The organism is Achromobacter sp. 2789STDY5608615 (assembly GCF_001298995.1).
In the GTDB taxonomy this organism is placed as follows: domain Bacteria; phylum Pseudomonadota; class Gammaproteobacteria; order Burkholderiales; family Burkholderiaceae_B; genus Achromobacter; species Achromobacter insuavis.
In genome coordinates this window covers 117,429-132,608 of sequence record NZ_CYTY01000013.1, presented here as the reverse complement: position 1 = coordinate 132,608, position 15,180 = coordinate 117,429, and the positions used below count along the sequence as shown (strand labels likewise).

Below are 15,180 nucleotides of genomic sequence, written 5' to 3'. Positions count from 1 at the left end.
CGCAGGCCATCGACACGGTCAAGGTCGAGAGCCTGCAGAACTACGGCATCAGCACCCTCGGCGAGGCCCTGTCCGGCATCCCCAACGTCAGCAATGCCTCGGACACCCGCTTCGACTCGCTGCGCATCCGCGGCTTCGACGCCAGCAATGACTTCTACCTGGACGGCATCCGCGACGACAGCCAGTACGTGCGCGACCTGCACAACATCGAACGCATCGAGGTGCTCAAGGGGCCGGCCGCGGTGCTGTACGGCCGCGGCAGCCAGGGCGGCATCGTCAACCGCGTCAGCAAGGCGCCGCAGCCGGGCCGTGAATCCACCCTGGAAGCGCAGGCCGGCAGCTGGGACTTGCGCAGCTTCTACGGCGACCTGAGCGCCGACCCCGGTGAAAACGTCAGCGTGCGCCTGAACGTCGGCCAGGAAGACACCAATAGCTTCCGCCACAAGATCGGCGGCACCCGCCAGCTGGTGGCGCCGTCCCTGAACTGGCGCATCACGCCCGACCTGGACTGGCTGGTGCAATACGAATACAGCCGCTATGACCGCACCCCGGACCGCGGCATCCCCAGCGTCAACGGCCGGCCCGCCGACGTCGGCCGCTCGACCGTCTACGGCGATCCCGACCGCGACTACATCGACGACCGCGCGCAATCGTTCCGCTCGCGCCTGGCCTACACGCTGGCGCCGGGCTGGCAGCTGCGCTACACGCTGGGCGTGTTCGCGCTCGACAGCAAGTTCGACAACACCTACCTGACCGGCTACAACGCCGCCACCGGCAAGGTCTCCCGCACCCGCTGGCAGCAGGACCTGACCACCCGCAGCATCAGCAACAACCTGGAAGCCGAGGGCCTGTTCCATACCGGCGCCATCGAGCACCGGGTGCTGTTCGGGGTGGACGTGGCCAACCAGACGCGCACGCCCGACCTCTACACCACGCTGGCGCGCGGGCCGGGCGCGCAGCCAGTGCCGACGCTGGACCTGTACGACCCGGACCTGTCCCAGCAGCACAACGGCGCCATGGCGCTCAACAGCTCCGCCCGCCACAAGACCCGCAGCCAAGGCTACTACGTGCAGGACCAGATCAAGCTGGACGATGCCTGGCAGGTGCTGCTGGGCCTGCGCATGGACCGCTTCAGCGTCGATTCCACCAACCGCTTGCTGGACCTCTCGGCCCGCCGCGACAGCCATGGCCTGAGCCCGCGCGCCGGCGTGGTGTGGACGCCGGTGCGCGACCACTCGTTCTACGCGTCGTACAGCAAGACCTTCTCGCCGGTCGGCGGCAGCCTCATCGGCATCACGCCGAACGCGCGCGGCAACACCAATGACGTCGATCCGGAGCAGACCCGCCAGTACGAAGTGGGCGTCAAGAGCGACTGGCTGGACGGGAATCTGAGCACCACGCTGGCGCTGTACCAGCTGGAACTCTACAACCGCCGCACCTCCGACCCGGTCGATCCGACCATCGTGCTGCTGACCGGCAAGCAGCGTTCGCGCGGCATCGAGCTGACCGCCGCCGGACGCCTGACCGGCAACTGGTACCTGCGCGGCGGCATCGGCCTGCAGAACGCCTCCATCGTCGAGGACAACAACGGCCTGGCGGGCAACCGCGTCAGCAACGTGGCGCGGCGCAACGGCAGCGTGTTCCTGACCTACAAGCCGGCCGAGGGCCTGTACGGCGAAACCGGCCTGACCTTCGTCGGCCAGCGTTATGCCGACAACGCCAACTCGGCGGTGCTGCCGGGCTACGCCACCTGGGACGCGCTGGTCGGCTACCGCGCCGGCCAGTGGGACTGGCGCCTGGCGGTGCGCAACATCACCGACAAGACCTATTACGCCTCCGCCACCAGCGCCGGCCAGATCCGCGTGGGCGAACCGCGCACGGTGGTGGCGACGGCGCAGTACCGGTTCTGACGGGTAGACACGATCCAGGCAGGACGGACGGGCGCTTCGGCGCCCGTTTTCTCTTTGCAGGAAGACGCGCGAGTGGGGAGGAAAAGGTCGCGCACCGCCCGGCAGGAACCAAGGGAGTGTCTTATCTTGTTGGCGGACTGACTGTGCTGACTTGACTGGACTTCGTCTTTTGACGAATATGGTATGTACCGAATCGAACACTACCTCACCCCCGGAAAACTCAAGGATTCCTATGCCACTTGGCTACGCGGCCTGCGCGGCATGCGCGACAAGGTGGCGGTCATTCGCCGTGTGGCGCGTCTGGCGTCCGGCAATTTCGGCGATCACCGCTTCTGCCGCGAGGGCGTGTGGGAATTGCGTATCGATTCAGGGCCGGGCCTGCGCGTCTACTACACGCTGTCCGGTGAACGGCTGGTGCTGTTGCTGGCCGGAGGCAGCAAGCGCACGCAGGATGCCGACATCCATCGCGCGGTGGAGTATTGGCATGACTGGCAACGGAGAACGGATGATGAGAAGCAAGCCCCATGATGAAGCAATGGTCGAGGTCTATCGCAGCGACCCCGCCCTCGCGCTGGAGACAGTCAACAGCATTCTCGCCGATGGCGACCAGGGGGAATTGCTGGTGGTGCTGCGCCAGATGACGCAGGCGTTCGGCGGCATGCAGGCCGTGGCGGAGCAGGCGCGGCTGAATCCGACGCAGCTTTATCGCACGCTGTCGTCCAAGGGTAATCCGTCGCTCGCCAGCCTGCTGGCGATTCTCAGGGCGATGGGCCTGCGGCTGGCCGTGGTGCCGCTGGCGGATGCGGCGGCCCCGGTCCGGATGGGCTGAGGCCGCGCCTCGGGGCGTTTATTGCGGCTCGATCTTCGCGTCGATCGCGCGCTGGGTCCAGATCTGGCGCTGCGACTGGGCGAAGGCCTGGTGTTCGGCCAGCGTGTTGGGCGCGACCTGCATGCCCAGCGTCTCGAACTTGGCGATGCTGTCGGGCTCGCTCAGGATGCGCGTGATCTCGCGGTTCAGGCGCTCTACCACCGGCGCCGGCGTGTCCTTGGGCGCGGCCACGCCCACCCACACCACCAGGTCGAAATTCCGGTAGCCCAGTTCGGCCAGCGTCGGCACGTCGGGGAAGTCCTTCGAGCGCGCCTGGCCGGTGAAGGCGATGCCCTTGAGTTTGCCGCTGTGCATGAACGACGTCACCACCGACAGGTCGGCGAACAGGTAGTCGACGTGGCCGCCCAGCAGGTCGGTGACGGCGGGCGGCTGGCTTTTGTAGGGCACGGCGTTGGCGGCGGCGCCGGCAACGCTGTTGAAGGTGGCCCCGGCGATCTGGCTGGTGGGCGAGCCGTAGGCGTAGTTGAGCGGCTTGGCGCGGGTGGCCTGCACCAGCTGGGACACCGAGCCGTAGGGCGAATCGGCGCGCACCACCAGCATCATGGGAATGGTGGCGATGCGGATGACGTGGATGAAATCGCCGGTGGGATCGTAAGGCAGCTTGCGGAACAGGGCCGGCGTGGCCGAGTGCGTCGAGCTGCTGGTCAGGATCAGGGTGTAGCCGTCGGGCGCGGCGCGCGCGGCGGTGGACGAGCCGATGGTGCCGGACGCGCCGGGCTTGTTCTCGATCACGATCGGCACGCCCAGGCGCGGGCCGAGCTTTTCGGTCAGGATGCGGGCGCTGGTGTCGGTGGCGCTGCCGGGCGAGAACGGCACCACGATGGTGATGGGCTTGCTGGGGTAGGCATCGTCGGCCTGCGCGGCGCCGGTGGCGGCCAGGGCCAGGGCGCAGCAGGCGGCGAACCGGCGCATGCGGCTGCGTTCCGGGGATCGGGTCATGAAAGTCTCCTGTGTTTTTCTCCGGCCGCGATGGCATGTGGCGGCCGCGATTTCCGCCATGATGCGGCCGCGCGGCTTATCGCAACAAGGGACTAATTTTCATAGACCTATTCCGTATCCGGATAAGTCCCGCGCCGCGCGCATCGGCTTGCCGTGGCCTCACTGGCCGGCGGCGTCCTCGTCGTAGCGGGTCGGGTCGGGCGCCGCCTCGCGCGCCCGTAGCGTCGTCTCCAGGTCGGCCAGGAACGCGTCCGCCGCTCGCGACAGGCGCGCGTTGTGGCGCTGGATCAGCCACAGCGCGTGGCCGCGCTGGCCGGCGCCGCCGATGGGCGCGGTGGCCAGGCCCAGCTGGCGCGCGAAGGCGCAGACGTAGCCGGGCACCACGGTGATGCCCAGGCCGGCCCGCGCCAGGTTCAGCACCGAGGTCAGCATGCCGGCCTCGATGCCGGACTGGAATTGCAGGTCGAGTTCGCCGCTGATGCGGTCCACCGCGCGGCGCACGCTGTAGACGTTGCGCAGCGTGATGTGTTCGTGGGCGGCCAGGTCGGCCCAGCGGACCTGTTTGCGGCGCGCCAGCGGATGGTCGGGCGCGAAGGCGGCATGCATGGTGTCGCGGTAGATCACGCGCGCGGCCAGTTCGTCGCCCTCGATGTCGGTGGAGACGATGCCGAAGTCGGCGCGGCCGTGGCGCACGTGCTCGATGGTCTCGTCGGTATTGAGCTCGAACAGGTCCAGCTTCACGCCCGGATGGCGGCGGTGGTAGTGCGCGATCACGCCGCCCAGCAGGCCGACCATCATCATCGGCGAGCTGGCCACGCCGACCACGCCGCGTTCCAGCGAACGCAGGCCGGACATGCTGCGCTCGGCCGCGCGCACCGTGCCCAGGATCTCCTGGGCATAGGCATAGAAGTCGGCCGCGCCCTCGCACGGCGTGACGCTGCGGGTCGAGCGCTCGAACAGCGGCTGGCCGACTTCGGCCTCGAGTTCGGCGCACAGCTTGCTGACCGCCGATTGCGTGACGAAGGCGGCGCGGGCGGCGGCGGTGAAGCTGCGCAACTCGTAGAGCGCGCAGAACACGCGCAACTGCTTCAGGGTGATGTTCATGATCGGGGCGGAAAGGGGGCGGGCGCCCCGGGGGCCGGCGCGCGCAAGCCCGCATCCGCCGCGCCCCGGGGACTCAATCCGGATCGAGCATATCGCGATCCGCGTCCTGGCGTGGCGCCAGGCGGCGGATCGACCCGGGCGTGCGCGAGAAGCGCACCGGGATCGCGGTGGCCGTGAGCGCGCCCTCGGTCGGATGCTCGACCCGCTGGAAAAAGCCGGTCGCGGCCAGGTGCGGGTCGTCGAACAGCGCCTCGGGCGGATTGACGCGCGAGTGCGGGATGTCGGCGTCCGCCAGCAGCGCCAGCCAGTCGTCGGTGCCGCGCAGCGCGACGATGGCCGCCAGGTCGGTGTACAGCGCGTCGAAGTGGCGGGCGCGGGTCTGGGCGCTGGCGTAGCGCGGATCGGCGGCCAGGTCGGCGCGTTCGGCCAGGGTGAAGAAGCGCTGCCATTGCGCGTCGGTATAAGGCAGCAGCGCCAGGAAGCCGTCGCGGGTGCGGTAGGGCCGGCGCTCGGGCGACAGCACGCGGCTGTAGCCCATGCCGCCGCGCGGCGGGTCGAAGGTGCGCCCGCCCATGTGCTCGATCAGGGTGAAGGACACCAGCGTCTCGAACATCGGCACCTCGATCGCCTGGCCCTGGCCGGATTTCTCGCGCTCGTACAGCGCCATCGGGATGGCGTAGGCCAGCGTCAGCCCGGCCACCTTGTCGGCCATGATGGTGTTGATATAGGCCGGCGCGCCGCTGTTGCGGCCCTGCAGGTCGGCCAGGCCGCTCATGGCCTGGATGATGTCGTCGAAGGCCGGCTGCGCGGCGTAGGGGCCGTCCTGGCCGAAGCCCACCGCCGAACAGGTGATCAGGCGCGGGTTGCGCGCCCGCAGGCTGGCGGCGTCGAGCCCGGCCCGCGCCAGCGCGCGCGGGCGCACGTTGGAGATGAAGACGTCGGCGCCGTCGATCAGCCGCAGCAGGCGTTGCAGGTCCTCCGGCTCCTTGACGTTCAGGGTGAGGCTGCGCTTGTTGCGGTTCAGGTTCAGGTAGACGGCGCCCATGCCGGGCGAGGCGGCCGGCGCCGAGGCGCGGAACACGTCGCCCTCGGGCGCTTCGATCTTGATGATCTCGGCGCCCATGTCGCCCAGGATCTGGGTGGCGTAGGGGCCCATGCCGACCGAGGTCATGTCGATCACCCGCACGCCGGCCAGCGGGCCGGTGGCCGCGGCCGTCATTGCGCCTCCCGCGCGCGCTTGCGGGCCAGGAACGGCGCCATGTAGCGGCTCGGCTCGTCGGTAGTGAAGGCGGCGCCGAAGGCGTCGACGCTGCGGTCCAGGCCGGCCTCGACCGTGGACGTCTCCCAATAGCGCAGCAGCGCTTTCTGCGAACGCACCGCCAGCGGCCCGCTGTGGGCGATGGGCGCGACGGTGCGCTCGACCAGCGCGTCCAGCTCGCCGGCCTCGCACAGGAATTGCAGGAAGCCCCAGCGCAGGGCCTGCTCGGCGTCGACCGTGGCGCCGGTCAGCAGCAGCCAGTGGGTGGCGCCCGGGCCGATCAGCGCCGGCAGCAGCACGGCGTGGATCACCGATGGAATGCCGACCTGCACTTCGGGCATGCCGAAGACGCCGTCGCGCGAACCCAGGCGGATGTCGCAGGCCGCGGCCAGTTCCATGCCGGCGCCCAGGCAGAAGCCGGGCAGGCGGGCGATGGTCGGCACCGGCACCGCGCGCACCGCTTCGCACAGGTCGCGCAGGCGGGTGATGAAGGCGCGGCCGCCGTCCGGATCCAGCTCGGCCATTTCATAGATGTTGGCGCCGCCGACGAAGGCCTTGTCGCCGCTGCCGCGCAGCACCAGCGCGCGGGCGTCGGCCTGCGCCGCGATCCAGCGCACCGCCTGGGTCAGGCCCAGCGTGACCGGCGAGGCCAGGATGTTCAGGCTCTTGGCGTCGTCGATCCGCAGCGTATAGACGCCGCGCGCATCGCGCTCGATGTGGCTGTGGGGGAAGGCGGGAATCGGGGCGCTCATGAGCTTGCTGTCTCCATTGGAATCGTGGGCGATGCCGGTCATGCTAGGCCCGACCGTTGATCACGACAAACAAGTAATTTTCATGGAATGAGTCCGGCCTGGAATAAATCGCCGCGGGCCGGGTTCGCGACGATGGCGGGGCGGGCGCGCTCGGAGTATCTTGCGCTCACCCGGGCGGCGAGCCTATTCCTGACGAGGGGCAACATGGGTGTTCTGGCAAGAATCACGATGATCGGCGGACTGGGACTCTTGACGGCGTGCGCCGCGCCGCCGCCCAAGCTGGCCGCCAACGAAAGCGTGCAGAAGGTGCCGGTGCGGGTGGCGCTGGAGAACGGCGGCATCGCCACCGGCGAGGTCGTGGTGACCGTCTTCACGCCGGCCGGCGAGGGCCGTCATCCGCTGATCGTGATCAACCATGGCCGGGCCGGCGACGCCGCCGGCCGCGCCAAGCTGGGACGGGCGCGCTACGCGGCGGCGTCCAGGTTCTTCACCGATGCCGGCTTCGTGGTCGCGCTGCCGGTGCGCCTGGGTTATGGCGTCACCGGCGGGCCGGACCTGGAGAACAGCGGCCCCTGCGGCGAGCGCCGCTTCACCCCGATGTTCGACCGCGCCGCCAGCCAGATCGACCAGGTGCTGCGGGTCATGGCGCAGCGTCCGGACGTGGACCCGGCCAGGGTGGTGGTGCTGGGGCAGTCGGTGGGCGGCGGTTCGACCGTGGCGCTGGCGGCGCAGAACCCCGCGGGGGTGAAGACCGCCATCAACTTCGCCGGCGGCTCGGGCGGCGATCCGCTGCGCTCGCCCGGCAAGCCGTGCGGCCCCGAGCGCCTGCAGGCCACGTACGCGGGCTATGGCCAGGCCACGCGGCTGCCGATGTTGTGGATCTATACCGAGAACGACCTGCACTGGGGGCCGGACTGGCCCAGGCGCTGGGTCGAGGCCTACAACCAGGCCGGCGGCCACGCCACCTTCGTGCCCATGGGGCCCGACGGCGAGAGCGGCCACAGCCTGTTCACCCACGCGCCGCAGAAGTGGCAGCCGGTGGTGGCGAAGTACCTGCGCGAGCAGGGCTTCGACATGCCGCAATAGGCGTGGCCCGAGCGGCCGGCGGCGCCGCCGATTGCGCGACCGGCCGCGCCGCCCGCCGCGTCAGCGGTCCGGGACCGTGGCCACCAGCGGCGAGTCGAACATCGCGGCCGGGGAGATGATGGGTTCCTCCCACGGGATGTCCTTGCCGTAGCGCGCCTGCATCGTGGCGCGCACGGTGGGCGAGCTCAGATCGAACTGCTTCAGGGGTTGCAGCGCGCCGATCTGCAGGCCCAGCGTGCGCTGGTAGATCTTCCACACCAGCTCGGAGCAATAGATCCGGTCGTCCGACCAGCCGAAGGCCGCGTCGTAGGGCTTGCCGAGATAGCGCGCGCCGGTGCGGGCCAGCTGTTCGCGCGTCTCGGGCGTCAGCCGCGAGGCATCGCGCAGGCGCTTGACGACGTATTTTCCGTTTTCGCCTTGCGCCGTCCACTGGGCCAGCGGCGTGTAGCTGACCGTGGCGGCGGCTTCCAGCACGTAGGGCGCGCCCTGGCGCATCACGATCATGCCCATGTGGCTGTAGGGCGAGTGGGTGGCCTGCTGGATCGCCTGGCTCTGGGCGGAGCGGGATTGCTGGAAGACCAGGTCGCCGGTCTGCACGTCCGGCGCGGCGCGGGCGGTCCAGGACGCGGCGCACAGCGCGGCCGCGGCGAAGGCGCCGGCCCACGCGCCGGCCGGTTTGCGTCGTCCGACGCGTGTCCACGCGGGGGCTTGTTCCTGGCGTCCGTCGCGCGCGGCGCGGCGGTCTTGCGGCAATGCTGAAGGCTGCGGTGCGGGCATGGCGGTTCCCCATGAAAAGCCATTCGTCGCGCGTCGTCGAGCGCGCGCGCGGGATGGCGGATTCTACCGTTCCCGCCCGCGTTGCCGCGCGGCAAGGGCGCCGCTTTTTTCAAGCGCGCGGCGTCGACGGATGCAGCAGGTCGGCGATGCCGATGCGTTCGGCGAACGCGATCCGCAGTTCCTCGGCCAGCGCCAGCACTTCCTCGGCGCCATCGCCGACGAAGTCGACCACCGAGCGCGCCGGCCGGCTGCCCGCCGGCAGGCCGACGATGCGGGCGATTTCGTCGGCCACCGCCTGCGGCGTGGCGTCGTCGGGCGTGAGCGCGCTCAGGCGCGCGCCGACCTGGTCCATCACGCCGTCGTAGCGCGCATAGGCTGCCACGCGGGCCTGGTCGCTGGGCTTGCCGGCGCTGGGGAAGTGCTCGGTGCCGCGGGTGAAGGCGCCCGGCACCACGATCGAGGTCTCGATGCCGAAGCGCGCCAGTTCGTACGACAGGCTCACCGCCAGCGAATCCATCGCCGCCTTGGCCGCGCCGTACGGCCCCATGAACGGCGGGAAGCCGCCCTTGGTGGTGGTGCTGCTGATCCACAGCATCAGGCCCGACTGCTGCCGGCGCAGCTGCGGCAGGGCCGCGCGGTTGACGCGCTGGGCGCCGTAGAAGTTGGTGTCGAAGGCGTGCTGCATGTCTTCGGCGGTGAACGCCTCGGTCGGGCCGATCACCAGGTGGCCGGCGTTCTGCATGACCACGTCGAGCCGGCCTTGGGCCTGGACGATGGCGGCCACCGCGGCGTCGGCGGACGCCTGCGACAGCACGTCCAGTTCCAGCGGATGCAGATCGGCGCCGTGGGCCGCGGCCCAGTCGCGCATGGCCTGGGCGCGGCCGGCGTTGCGGCCGGCGATGTCGCGCATGGTGGCGTAGACGGTGTGGCCGGCGCGGGCCAGGGTTTCGGCGGACAGCTTGCCGATGCCGCTGCCGGCGCCGGTGATGAGGATGACGGATGCCATGGAAGTCTCCGGAAACGGGTCGGCGCTCAGGCCAGGCCGCCGTTGGCGCGCAGCACCTGGCCATTGATCCAGCCGCCGTCGGCGCTGGCCAGGAACGACACCACGCCGGCGATGTCCTCGGGTTCGCCCAGGCGCTCCAGCGGCGGCATCTTGGCGAAATGCTCGATCAGTTCCGGGCTCTTGCCCGTTTTGAACAGCTCGGTGGCGACGGGGCCGGGCGCCACGGCGTTGACCGTGATGCGGCGGCCGCGCAGTTCCTTGGCGAACACGCGGGTGAAGCTTTCCACCGCGGCCTTGCTGGCGATGTAGATGCCGTAGGTGGGCATGTTCAGCGCCAGCGTGGTGCTGGAGACGTTGACGATGCTGCCGCCGTCGGCCAGCCGCGTGCCGGCCTCGCGCAGGGTGTTGAAGGTGCCGCGGGTGTTGATGTCGAAGGTCTGGTCGTACAGCGCGTCGCTGGTTTCGGCCAGCGTCTGCAGCTTGAGCACGCCGGCGCTGTTGACCAGCACGTCGATGCGGCCCAGGCCGGCTTCGACCTGGTCGAACATGGCGCGCACCTCGGCGGCCTTGGACACGTCGGCGCGCACCGCCAGGGCCCGGCCGCCGGCCTGGCGGACTTCAGCGGCGAGGGCGTCGGCCTCGGCGGCGCTGGAGGCGTAGTTGATGGCGACGGCAAAGCCGTCGGCGGCCAGGCGGCGGACGATGGCGGCGCCGATGCCGCGCGAGGCGCCGGTGACCAGGGCGACGCGTTGGGAAGCTTGGGAAGTCATGGATTGTCCTTGGGTGAGTGGGTGAGACGAATCATGGACTATTCCAAACAAAAGATAATTATTCTATTTTTGCTAACATAGTTTCATCTACGTTAATAATGGGGGGGGGCGCATGGACCGCTTCCAGGAAATGCAGGTGTTCGTGCGCATCGCCGAACGGCGCAGTTTCTCCAAGGCCTCCGAGGACCTGCAGATTCCCCGCGCCACCGTGACCAACCTGATCAAGCGCATGGAAAAGCGGCTGGGCGCGCGCCTGCTGGAACGCACCACGCGCCAGGTGCGGCTGACCCATGACGGCGAGGCCTATTACCGGCGCTGCGTGCGCCTGCTGGCCGACCTGGAGGAGGCGGATGGCGCCTTCCTGAACACCGCGCCCAAGGGCCTGCTGCGGGTCAACCTGCAAGGCACGCTGGCGCGGGTGTTCGTCATGCCGGGCCTGCCGGCCTTTCTCGAACGCTATCCCGACATCGTGCTGCACCTGGGCGAAGACGACCGGCTGATCGACCTGGTGCGCGAGGGCGTGGACTGCGTGCTGCGCGCCGGCACGCTGCAGGACTCGTCGCTGGTGGGGCGGCAGATCGCCCTGATGCCGCAGGTCACCGTGGCCAGCCCGGCCTATCTGGCGCGCTTCGGCGAGCCGGCCACGCTGGACGACCTGGACGGCCACCGGGCGGTGGACTACATCTCGTCATCGACCGGCCGCAGCCTGCCGCTGGACTTCATGGTGGATGGCCGCAACGTGCTGGCGCGGCCCGGCTCGGTGGTCAGCGTCAACGGCGCCGAACTCTACGCCAGCGCGGCGCTGGCCGGCCTGGGGCTGGCGCAGGTGCCGCGCTACCGGGTCGCCGACGAACTGGCGTCGGGCCGGTTGCGGGTGGTGCTGCCCGACCTGCCGCCGGCGCCGATGCCGGTGTCGGTGCTGTACCCGCAGAACCGCCAGGTGTCGGCGCGGGTGCGGGTGTTCAGCCAGTGGCTGGCCGAGATCTTCGGCCAGGCCTTCGGGCCGGCCGGTCAGGCGATGCCGGTCAGGTAGTACACGGCGATCACCAGGAACACCGACAGTGTCGAGATCAGCGTGATCGCGAAGATGTCGCCGTAGGACTGGCGATGCGTCAGGCCGGTGACGGCCAGCAGGGTGATGACGGCGCCGTTGTGCGGCAGCGTGTCCATGCCGCCGCTGGCCATGGCGGCGATGCGGTGCAGCACTTCCATGGGAATGCCGGCCGCCTGGGCGCTGTCGATGAAGGTCTGCGCCATGGCCGCCAGCGCGATGCTCATGCCGCCCGAGGCCGAGCCGGTGATGCCGGCCAGCGACGTCACCGCCACCGCCTCGCCCACCAGCGGGTCGGGAATCGCCTTGAGCGCGCTGGCCACCATCAGGAAGCCGGGCAGCGCCGCGATCACGCCGCCGAAGCCGTATTCGGCCGCGGTGTTCATCGACGCCAGCAGCGCGCCCGAGACCGCGCTCTTGCTGCCTTCGGCGAAGTGCGCCTTGATGTGCGAGAACGAGAACAGCAGGATGGTGACGATGCCGGCGATCAGCGCGCCCATCACCGCCCACAGCGCCACCTGGTCCTGGGCGTTGACCGGCATGGGCTGCGGCAGGCCGGGCAGGTCGACCTGCGAGCCGGCCGGGTACCAGCCGGGAATCCAGCGCGTCAGCAGGTAGTTGGCCACGCCCACCACCACCAGCGGCAGCAGCGCGACCAGCGGGTGATGCTCGCGTCCGCCGGCCGGCGTGTCCGGCTCGTTGCGCAGCTCGGTGCCGTAGCCTTCGCCCGCCAGCGCGGCGCGCTTGCGGCGCCATTCCAGGTAGGCCACGCCGGCGCTCAGCGTGAAGGCCGCGCCGATCAGCCCCAGCCAGGGCGCGGCCCAGGTGGTGGTCTCGAAGAAGGTGGTGGGGATGATGTTCTGGATCTGCGGCGTGCCCGGCAGCGCCGTCATGGTGAAGGTGAACGCGCCCAGCGCGATCGCGCCCGGCATCAGCCGCTTGGGGATGCCGCCCTGGCGGAACATCTCGGCCGCGAACGGATAGACCGCGAACACCACCACGAACAGCGACACGCCGCCGTAGGTCAGCACCGCGCACACCAGCACGATGGCGACGATGGCGCGCTCGGCGCCGATCAGCCGCAGCACCGCCCGCACGATGGCGCGCGAGAAGCCCGACAGCTCGATCAGCTTGCCGAACACTGCGCCCAGCAGGAACACGGGGAAATAGAGCTTGGCGAAGCCCGCCATGCGCTCCATGAAGATGCCCGAGAACACCGGCGCCAGCGCCGACGGGTCGGTCAGCAGCACCGCGCCCATGGCCGCGATGGGCGCGCACAGGATGACGCTGTAGCCTCGATACGCCGCCAGCATCAGGAATGCCAGCGCCGCCACCACGATAATCAATCCGGTCATTCATTACTCCAGGAATGAAGGGTTAAGGGGTGTGGGGCTACACCTTAACCGATCGATCCCGGCGTCCGTTTGACAGGACGGGGCGCCGGCCCGTTGTCGGACCGGACCCCACGCGCGCCTCAGTACGTGGCGCGCAGCGTCAGCATCACGTTGCGCGGCTCGCCGTAGATGCCGTAGAAGTTGGACGGCACGCGGGCGTAGTAGTGGCGGTCGAAGACGTTGTTCAGCGTCAGCGAGGCGTCCAGGTTGCGGTTCACCTTGTAGCCGATCTGCGCGTCGACCACCGCGTAGCCGCCTTGCCACGAGACGTTGTTGCGGCTGGTGCGGCTCTGCGTGCGCACGCCGCCGCCAACGCGCCAGCCCGGCAGCACGTCGGGCGTGAAGCGGTAGGTGGTCCAGACCTTGAACAGGTGCTTGGGCGTTTCCGGGTTGACGATCTGGCCTTCCTGCGTCGGGTCGGACAGGTAGCGGGTCTGCAGGTAGGTGTAGCCGGCGTACAGGTCCCAGTTGGGCAGCAGGCGGCCGCTGATCTCGGCCTCGACGCCCTGGCTCTGGGCCTCGCCCTGCGCCAGGTAGCGGCCCGGGTTGGCGTCGTCGGGCACCGCGCGGTCCTTGTCGCGGATGCGGAACAGCGCCAGCGAGGCGTTGGCCGCGCCGTCCAGGAACTGGCCCTTCAGGCCGATCTCGTACTGCTTGCCGGTGCGCGGCTTGAGCGGCTTGCCGTCGGCCGTCATCTGCCAGGCTTCCGAGAAGGCGTAGATGTCCGAATAGCTGGCATAGGCCGACAGCCACGAGTTCAACTGCGCCACCGCGCCGTAGTAGGGCACGAACTTGCGCACCTCGGGATCGCGCCGCGTGTCGCCGGCCACCGGCAGGATCGCCTGGGTGGAGGTGCGGTACCAGCTCTGGCGCCCGCCCACGATCAGCGTCAGCGGGTCGGCCACGTTGAAGCTCAACTGGCCGTAGACGCCCATCTGGCTGGTCTTGGAGTCGTCGCCCGAGGTGTAGGGCAGGTCGGGGTTGGGCACGTCGATGTCGTAGATCGACACGCTGCTGAGGTTCATGCCGCCCGAGCGGCTGTCCTGGCGCCGCTCGGCGTAGTTGGCGCCGATCATCGCCTGGTGGGTGCGGCCGAGCAGGCTGAAGGGGCCCGAGGCATGGGTGTCGAAGCCCATCCAGCGGATCTGGTCCTTCTGCACCTGCAGGCGGTAGCCGGCGCGGTCGTTGACGGGATTGACCGGGCCGTTGACGTAGCCGTAGCGGCTGTCCATGTCGGTCGAGCGGTAGTTCATCGACACCTGGCCGGTCCAGCCATTGGCGAAGCGGTGGCTCAGTTCCGAATAGATTTCCGACATGGTGGTGTCGCCGCGCGACCAGTCGGTGCCGTAGAAGCCCTTGCGCGGCGAATCGATGATGTGGCCGTTCGAGTAGATCGACAGGCCGTAGTCGAACGGCGCCTCGCGCTGGCGCTGGTAGGCCGCCGACAGGGTCAGGGTGGTATTGGCGCTCAGGTCGAATTCGAGCGAGCCGTAGGCCAGGCCCTGGCGGTTGTGGGCCTTGTCGAAGAAGAAGTCGCGGTCCTGCGCGGCGAAGCCGGCGCGGGCGCGCACCCGGCCGTCGGCCGTGATCGGGCCGGTCGCGTCCAGTTCGGTGCGGTAGTTGTTCCACGAGCCGGCCATCACCGCGCCGGTCAGGCTGAAGGTGTCCAGCGGCCGCTTGCGCACCAGGTTGACGGTGCCGGCGGGGCTGCCGAAGCCCTGCAGCAGGCCGGCCGGGCCGCGCAGCACCTCGACGCGGTCGTACAGCGCCAGGTCGAACTGGGGCAGGTATTGCAGCGCGCCGTTGGCGGGCACGCCGTCGAACTGCACGTCGGTCTCGTAGCCGCGCGCAGTGAAGTAGGCGGTGCCGTCGCCGTAGGTCATGGCGCTGACGCCGGTGGTTTCGCGCAGCGCGTCTTCCACCGTGACCATGTTCTGGTCGTCCATGCGCTGGCGCGTCACCACCGACACCGAGTTGGGGATGTCGCGCACATTGGCGCCGGTCTTGCCGACGGTGACGGTATTGGCGGTGTACGACTGCGAGCCCTCGGTCTGGCCGGGGTCGGAGAGTTTCTCGGCCGCGCCGGTGACCCGCACGGGGCTCAGCTGCGGGACGTCGTCGGCCCGCGCCACGAGGGGCGCGCAGGCCTGGACCAGCAGGGCGGCGGCGAGAGTCAGGCGGAACGAAAAGGGGTGGCGTGGGGCAAATGCGACAGGGAGAAGTGCGGCGGGCGTCATTTTCTTT

General features: G+C 69.7%; 14 protein-coding genes. 5 read left to right on the top strand and 9 right to left on the bottom strand.

What is annotated here, in order from left to right; translation table 11 throughout:
- From AOZ49_RS13715 to AOZ49_RS13705, 3 genes are all read left to right on the top strand, one after another.
- Window positions 1-1,910 (top strand): TonB-dependent receptor (locus tag AOZ49_RS13715; protein WP_054475885.1); only part of this gene is annotated, 1,910 nt, incomplete at its 5' end.
- 183 nt (window positions 1,911-2,093) lie between these two features.
- Complete coding sequence (locus tag AOZ49_RS13710; RefSeq protein WP_054475883.1) at window positions 2,094-2,438, top strand: type II toxin-antitoxin system RelE/ParE family toxin; 345 nt, start codon at window positions 2,094-2,096, stop codon at window positions 2,436-2,438.
- A 7-nt stretch (window positions 2,439-2,445) separates the two neighbouring features.
- Complete coding sequence (locus AOZ49_RS13705; RefSeq protein ID WP_231689901.1) at window positions 2,446-2,739, top strand: helix-turn-helix domain-containing transcriptional regulator; 294 nt, start codon at window positions 2,446-2,448, stop codon at window positions 2,737-2,739.
- Window positions 2,740-2,757: 18 nt separating this feature from the next.
- On the opposite strand, the gene AOZ49_RS13700 is transcribed toward AOZ49_RS13705, so the two are convergent.
- From AOZ49_RS13700 to AOZ49_RS13685, 4 genes are all read right to left on the bottom strand, one after another.
- The gene (locus AOZ49_RS13700; RefSeq protein WP_054432185.1) at window positions 2,758-3,738 is read right to left on the bottom strand and encodes a Bug family tripartite tricarboxylate transporter substrate binding protein; all 981 of its coding nucleotides are present in this window, start codon (window positions 3,736-3,738) and stop codon (window positions 2,758-2,760) included.
- Between the two features lie 159 nt (window positions 3,739-3,897).
- Entirely contained in the window at window positions 3,898-4,842 is a 945-nt protein-coding gene (locus AOZ49_RS13695; RefSeq protein ID WP_054475881.1) for a LysR family transcriptional regulator, read from the bottom strand.
- A 73-nt stretch (window positions 4,843-4,915) separates the two neighbouring features.
- Complete coding sequence (locus AOZ49_RS13690; RefSeq protein ID WP_054475878.1) at window positions 4,916-6,061, bottom strand: CaiB/BaiF CoA transferase family protein; 1,146 nt, start codon at window positions 6,059-6,061, stop codon at window positions 4,916-4,918.
- A complete protein-coding gene (locus AOZ49_RS13685; protein ID WP_054475939.1) occupies window positions 6,058-6,852 on the bottom strand; it encodes an enoyl-CoA hydratase in 795 nt (264 codons plus the stop codon). The genes AOZ49_RS13690 and AOZ49_RS13685 overlap by 4 nt, the downstream gene beginning before the upstream one ends.
- Before the next feature lie 228 nt (window positions 6,853-7,080).
- On the opposite strand from AOZ49_RS13685, the gene AOZ49_RS13680 reads away from it, so the two are divergent.
- Window positions 7,081-7,938: a dienelactone hydrolase family protein gene (locus AOZ49_RS13680; protein ID WP_054475876.1), complete on the top strand. Its 858-nt coding sequence runs from the start codon at window positions 7,081-7,083 to the stop codon at window positions 7,936-7,938.
- A 60-nt stretch (window positions 7,939-7,998) separates the two neighbouring features.
- Here the strand turns inward: AOZ49_RS13680 and AOZ49_RS13675 are convergent, their stop codons facing one another.
- The 3 genes from AOZ49_RS13675 to AOZ49_RS13665 form a co-directional block, all read right to left on the bottom strand.
- Window positions 7,999-8,715, bottom strand: coding sequence for a YiiX family permuted papain-like enzyme (locus AOZ49_RS13675; protein WP_082380438.1), 717 nt, complete (start codon window positions 8,713-8,715; stop codon window positions 7,999-8,001).
- A 109-nt stretch (window positions 8,716-8,824) separates the two neighbouring features.
- A complete protein-coding gene (locus tag AOZ49_RS13670) occupies window positions 8,825-9,721 on the bottom strand; it encodes an SDR family NAD(P)-dependent oxidoreductase (RefSeq protein WP_054432181.1) in 897 nt (298 codons plus the stop codon).
- A 26-nt stretch (window positions 9,722-9,747) separates the two neighbouring features.
- A complete protein-coding gene (locus tag AOZ49_RS13665) occupies window positions 9,748-10,491 on the bottom strand; it encodes an SDR family oxidoreductase (RefSeq protein WP_054475874.1) in 744 nt (247 codons plus the stop codon).
- 112 nt (window positions 10,492-10,603) lie between these two features.
- On the opposite strand from AOZ49_RS13665, the gene AOZ49_RS13660 reads away from it, so the two are divergent.
- Window positions 10,604-11,524, top strand: a complete 921-nt coding sequence (locus AOZ49_RS13660; RefSeq protein WP_054475872.1) for a LysR family transcriptional regulator — start codon at window positions 10,604-10,606, stop codon at window positions 11,522-11,524.
- On the opposite strand, the gene AOZ49_RS13655 is transcribed toward AOZ49_RS13660, so the two are convergent.
- Entirely contained in the window at window positions 11,503-12,897 is a 1,395-nt protein-coding gene (locus AOZ49_RS13655) for a GntP family permease (protein ID WP_054475870.1), read from the bottom strand. The genes AOZ49_RS13660 and AOZ49_RS13655 overlap by 22 nt on opposite strands.
- A 119-nt stretch (window positions 12,898-13,016) precedes the next feature.
- On the bottom strand, window positions 13,017-15,068 hold the full coding sequence (locus AOZ49_RS13650) for a TonB-dependent siderophore receptor (protein ID WP_231690340.1): 2,052 nt from the start codon (window positions 15,066-15,068) through the stop codon (window positions 13,017-13,019).
- Between the last annotated feature and the right edge of the window lie 112 nt (window positions 15,069-15,180).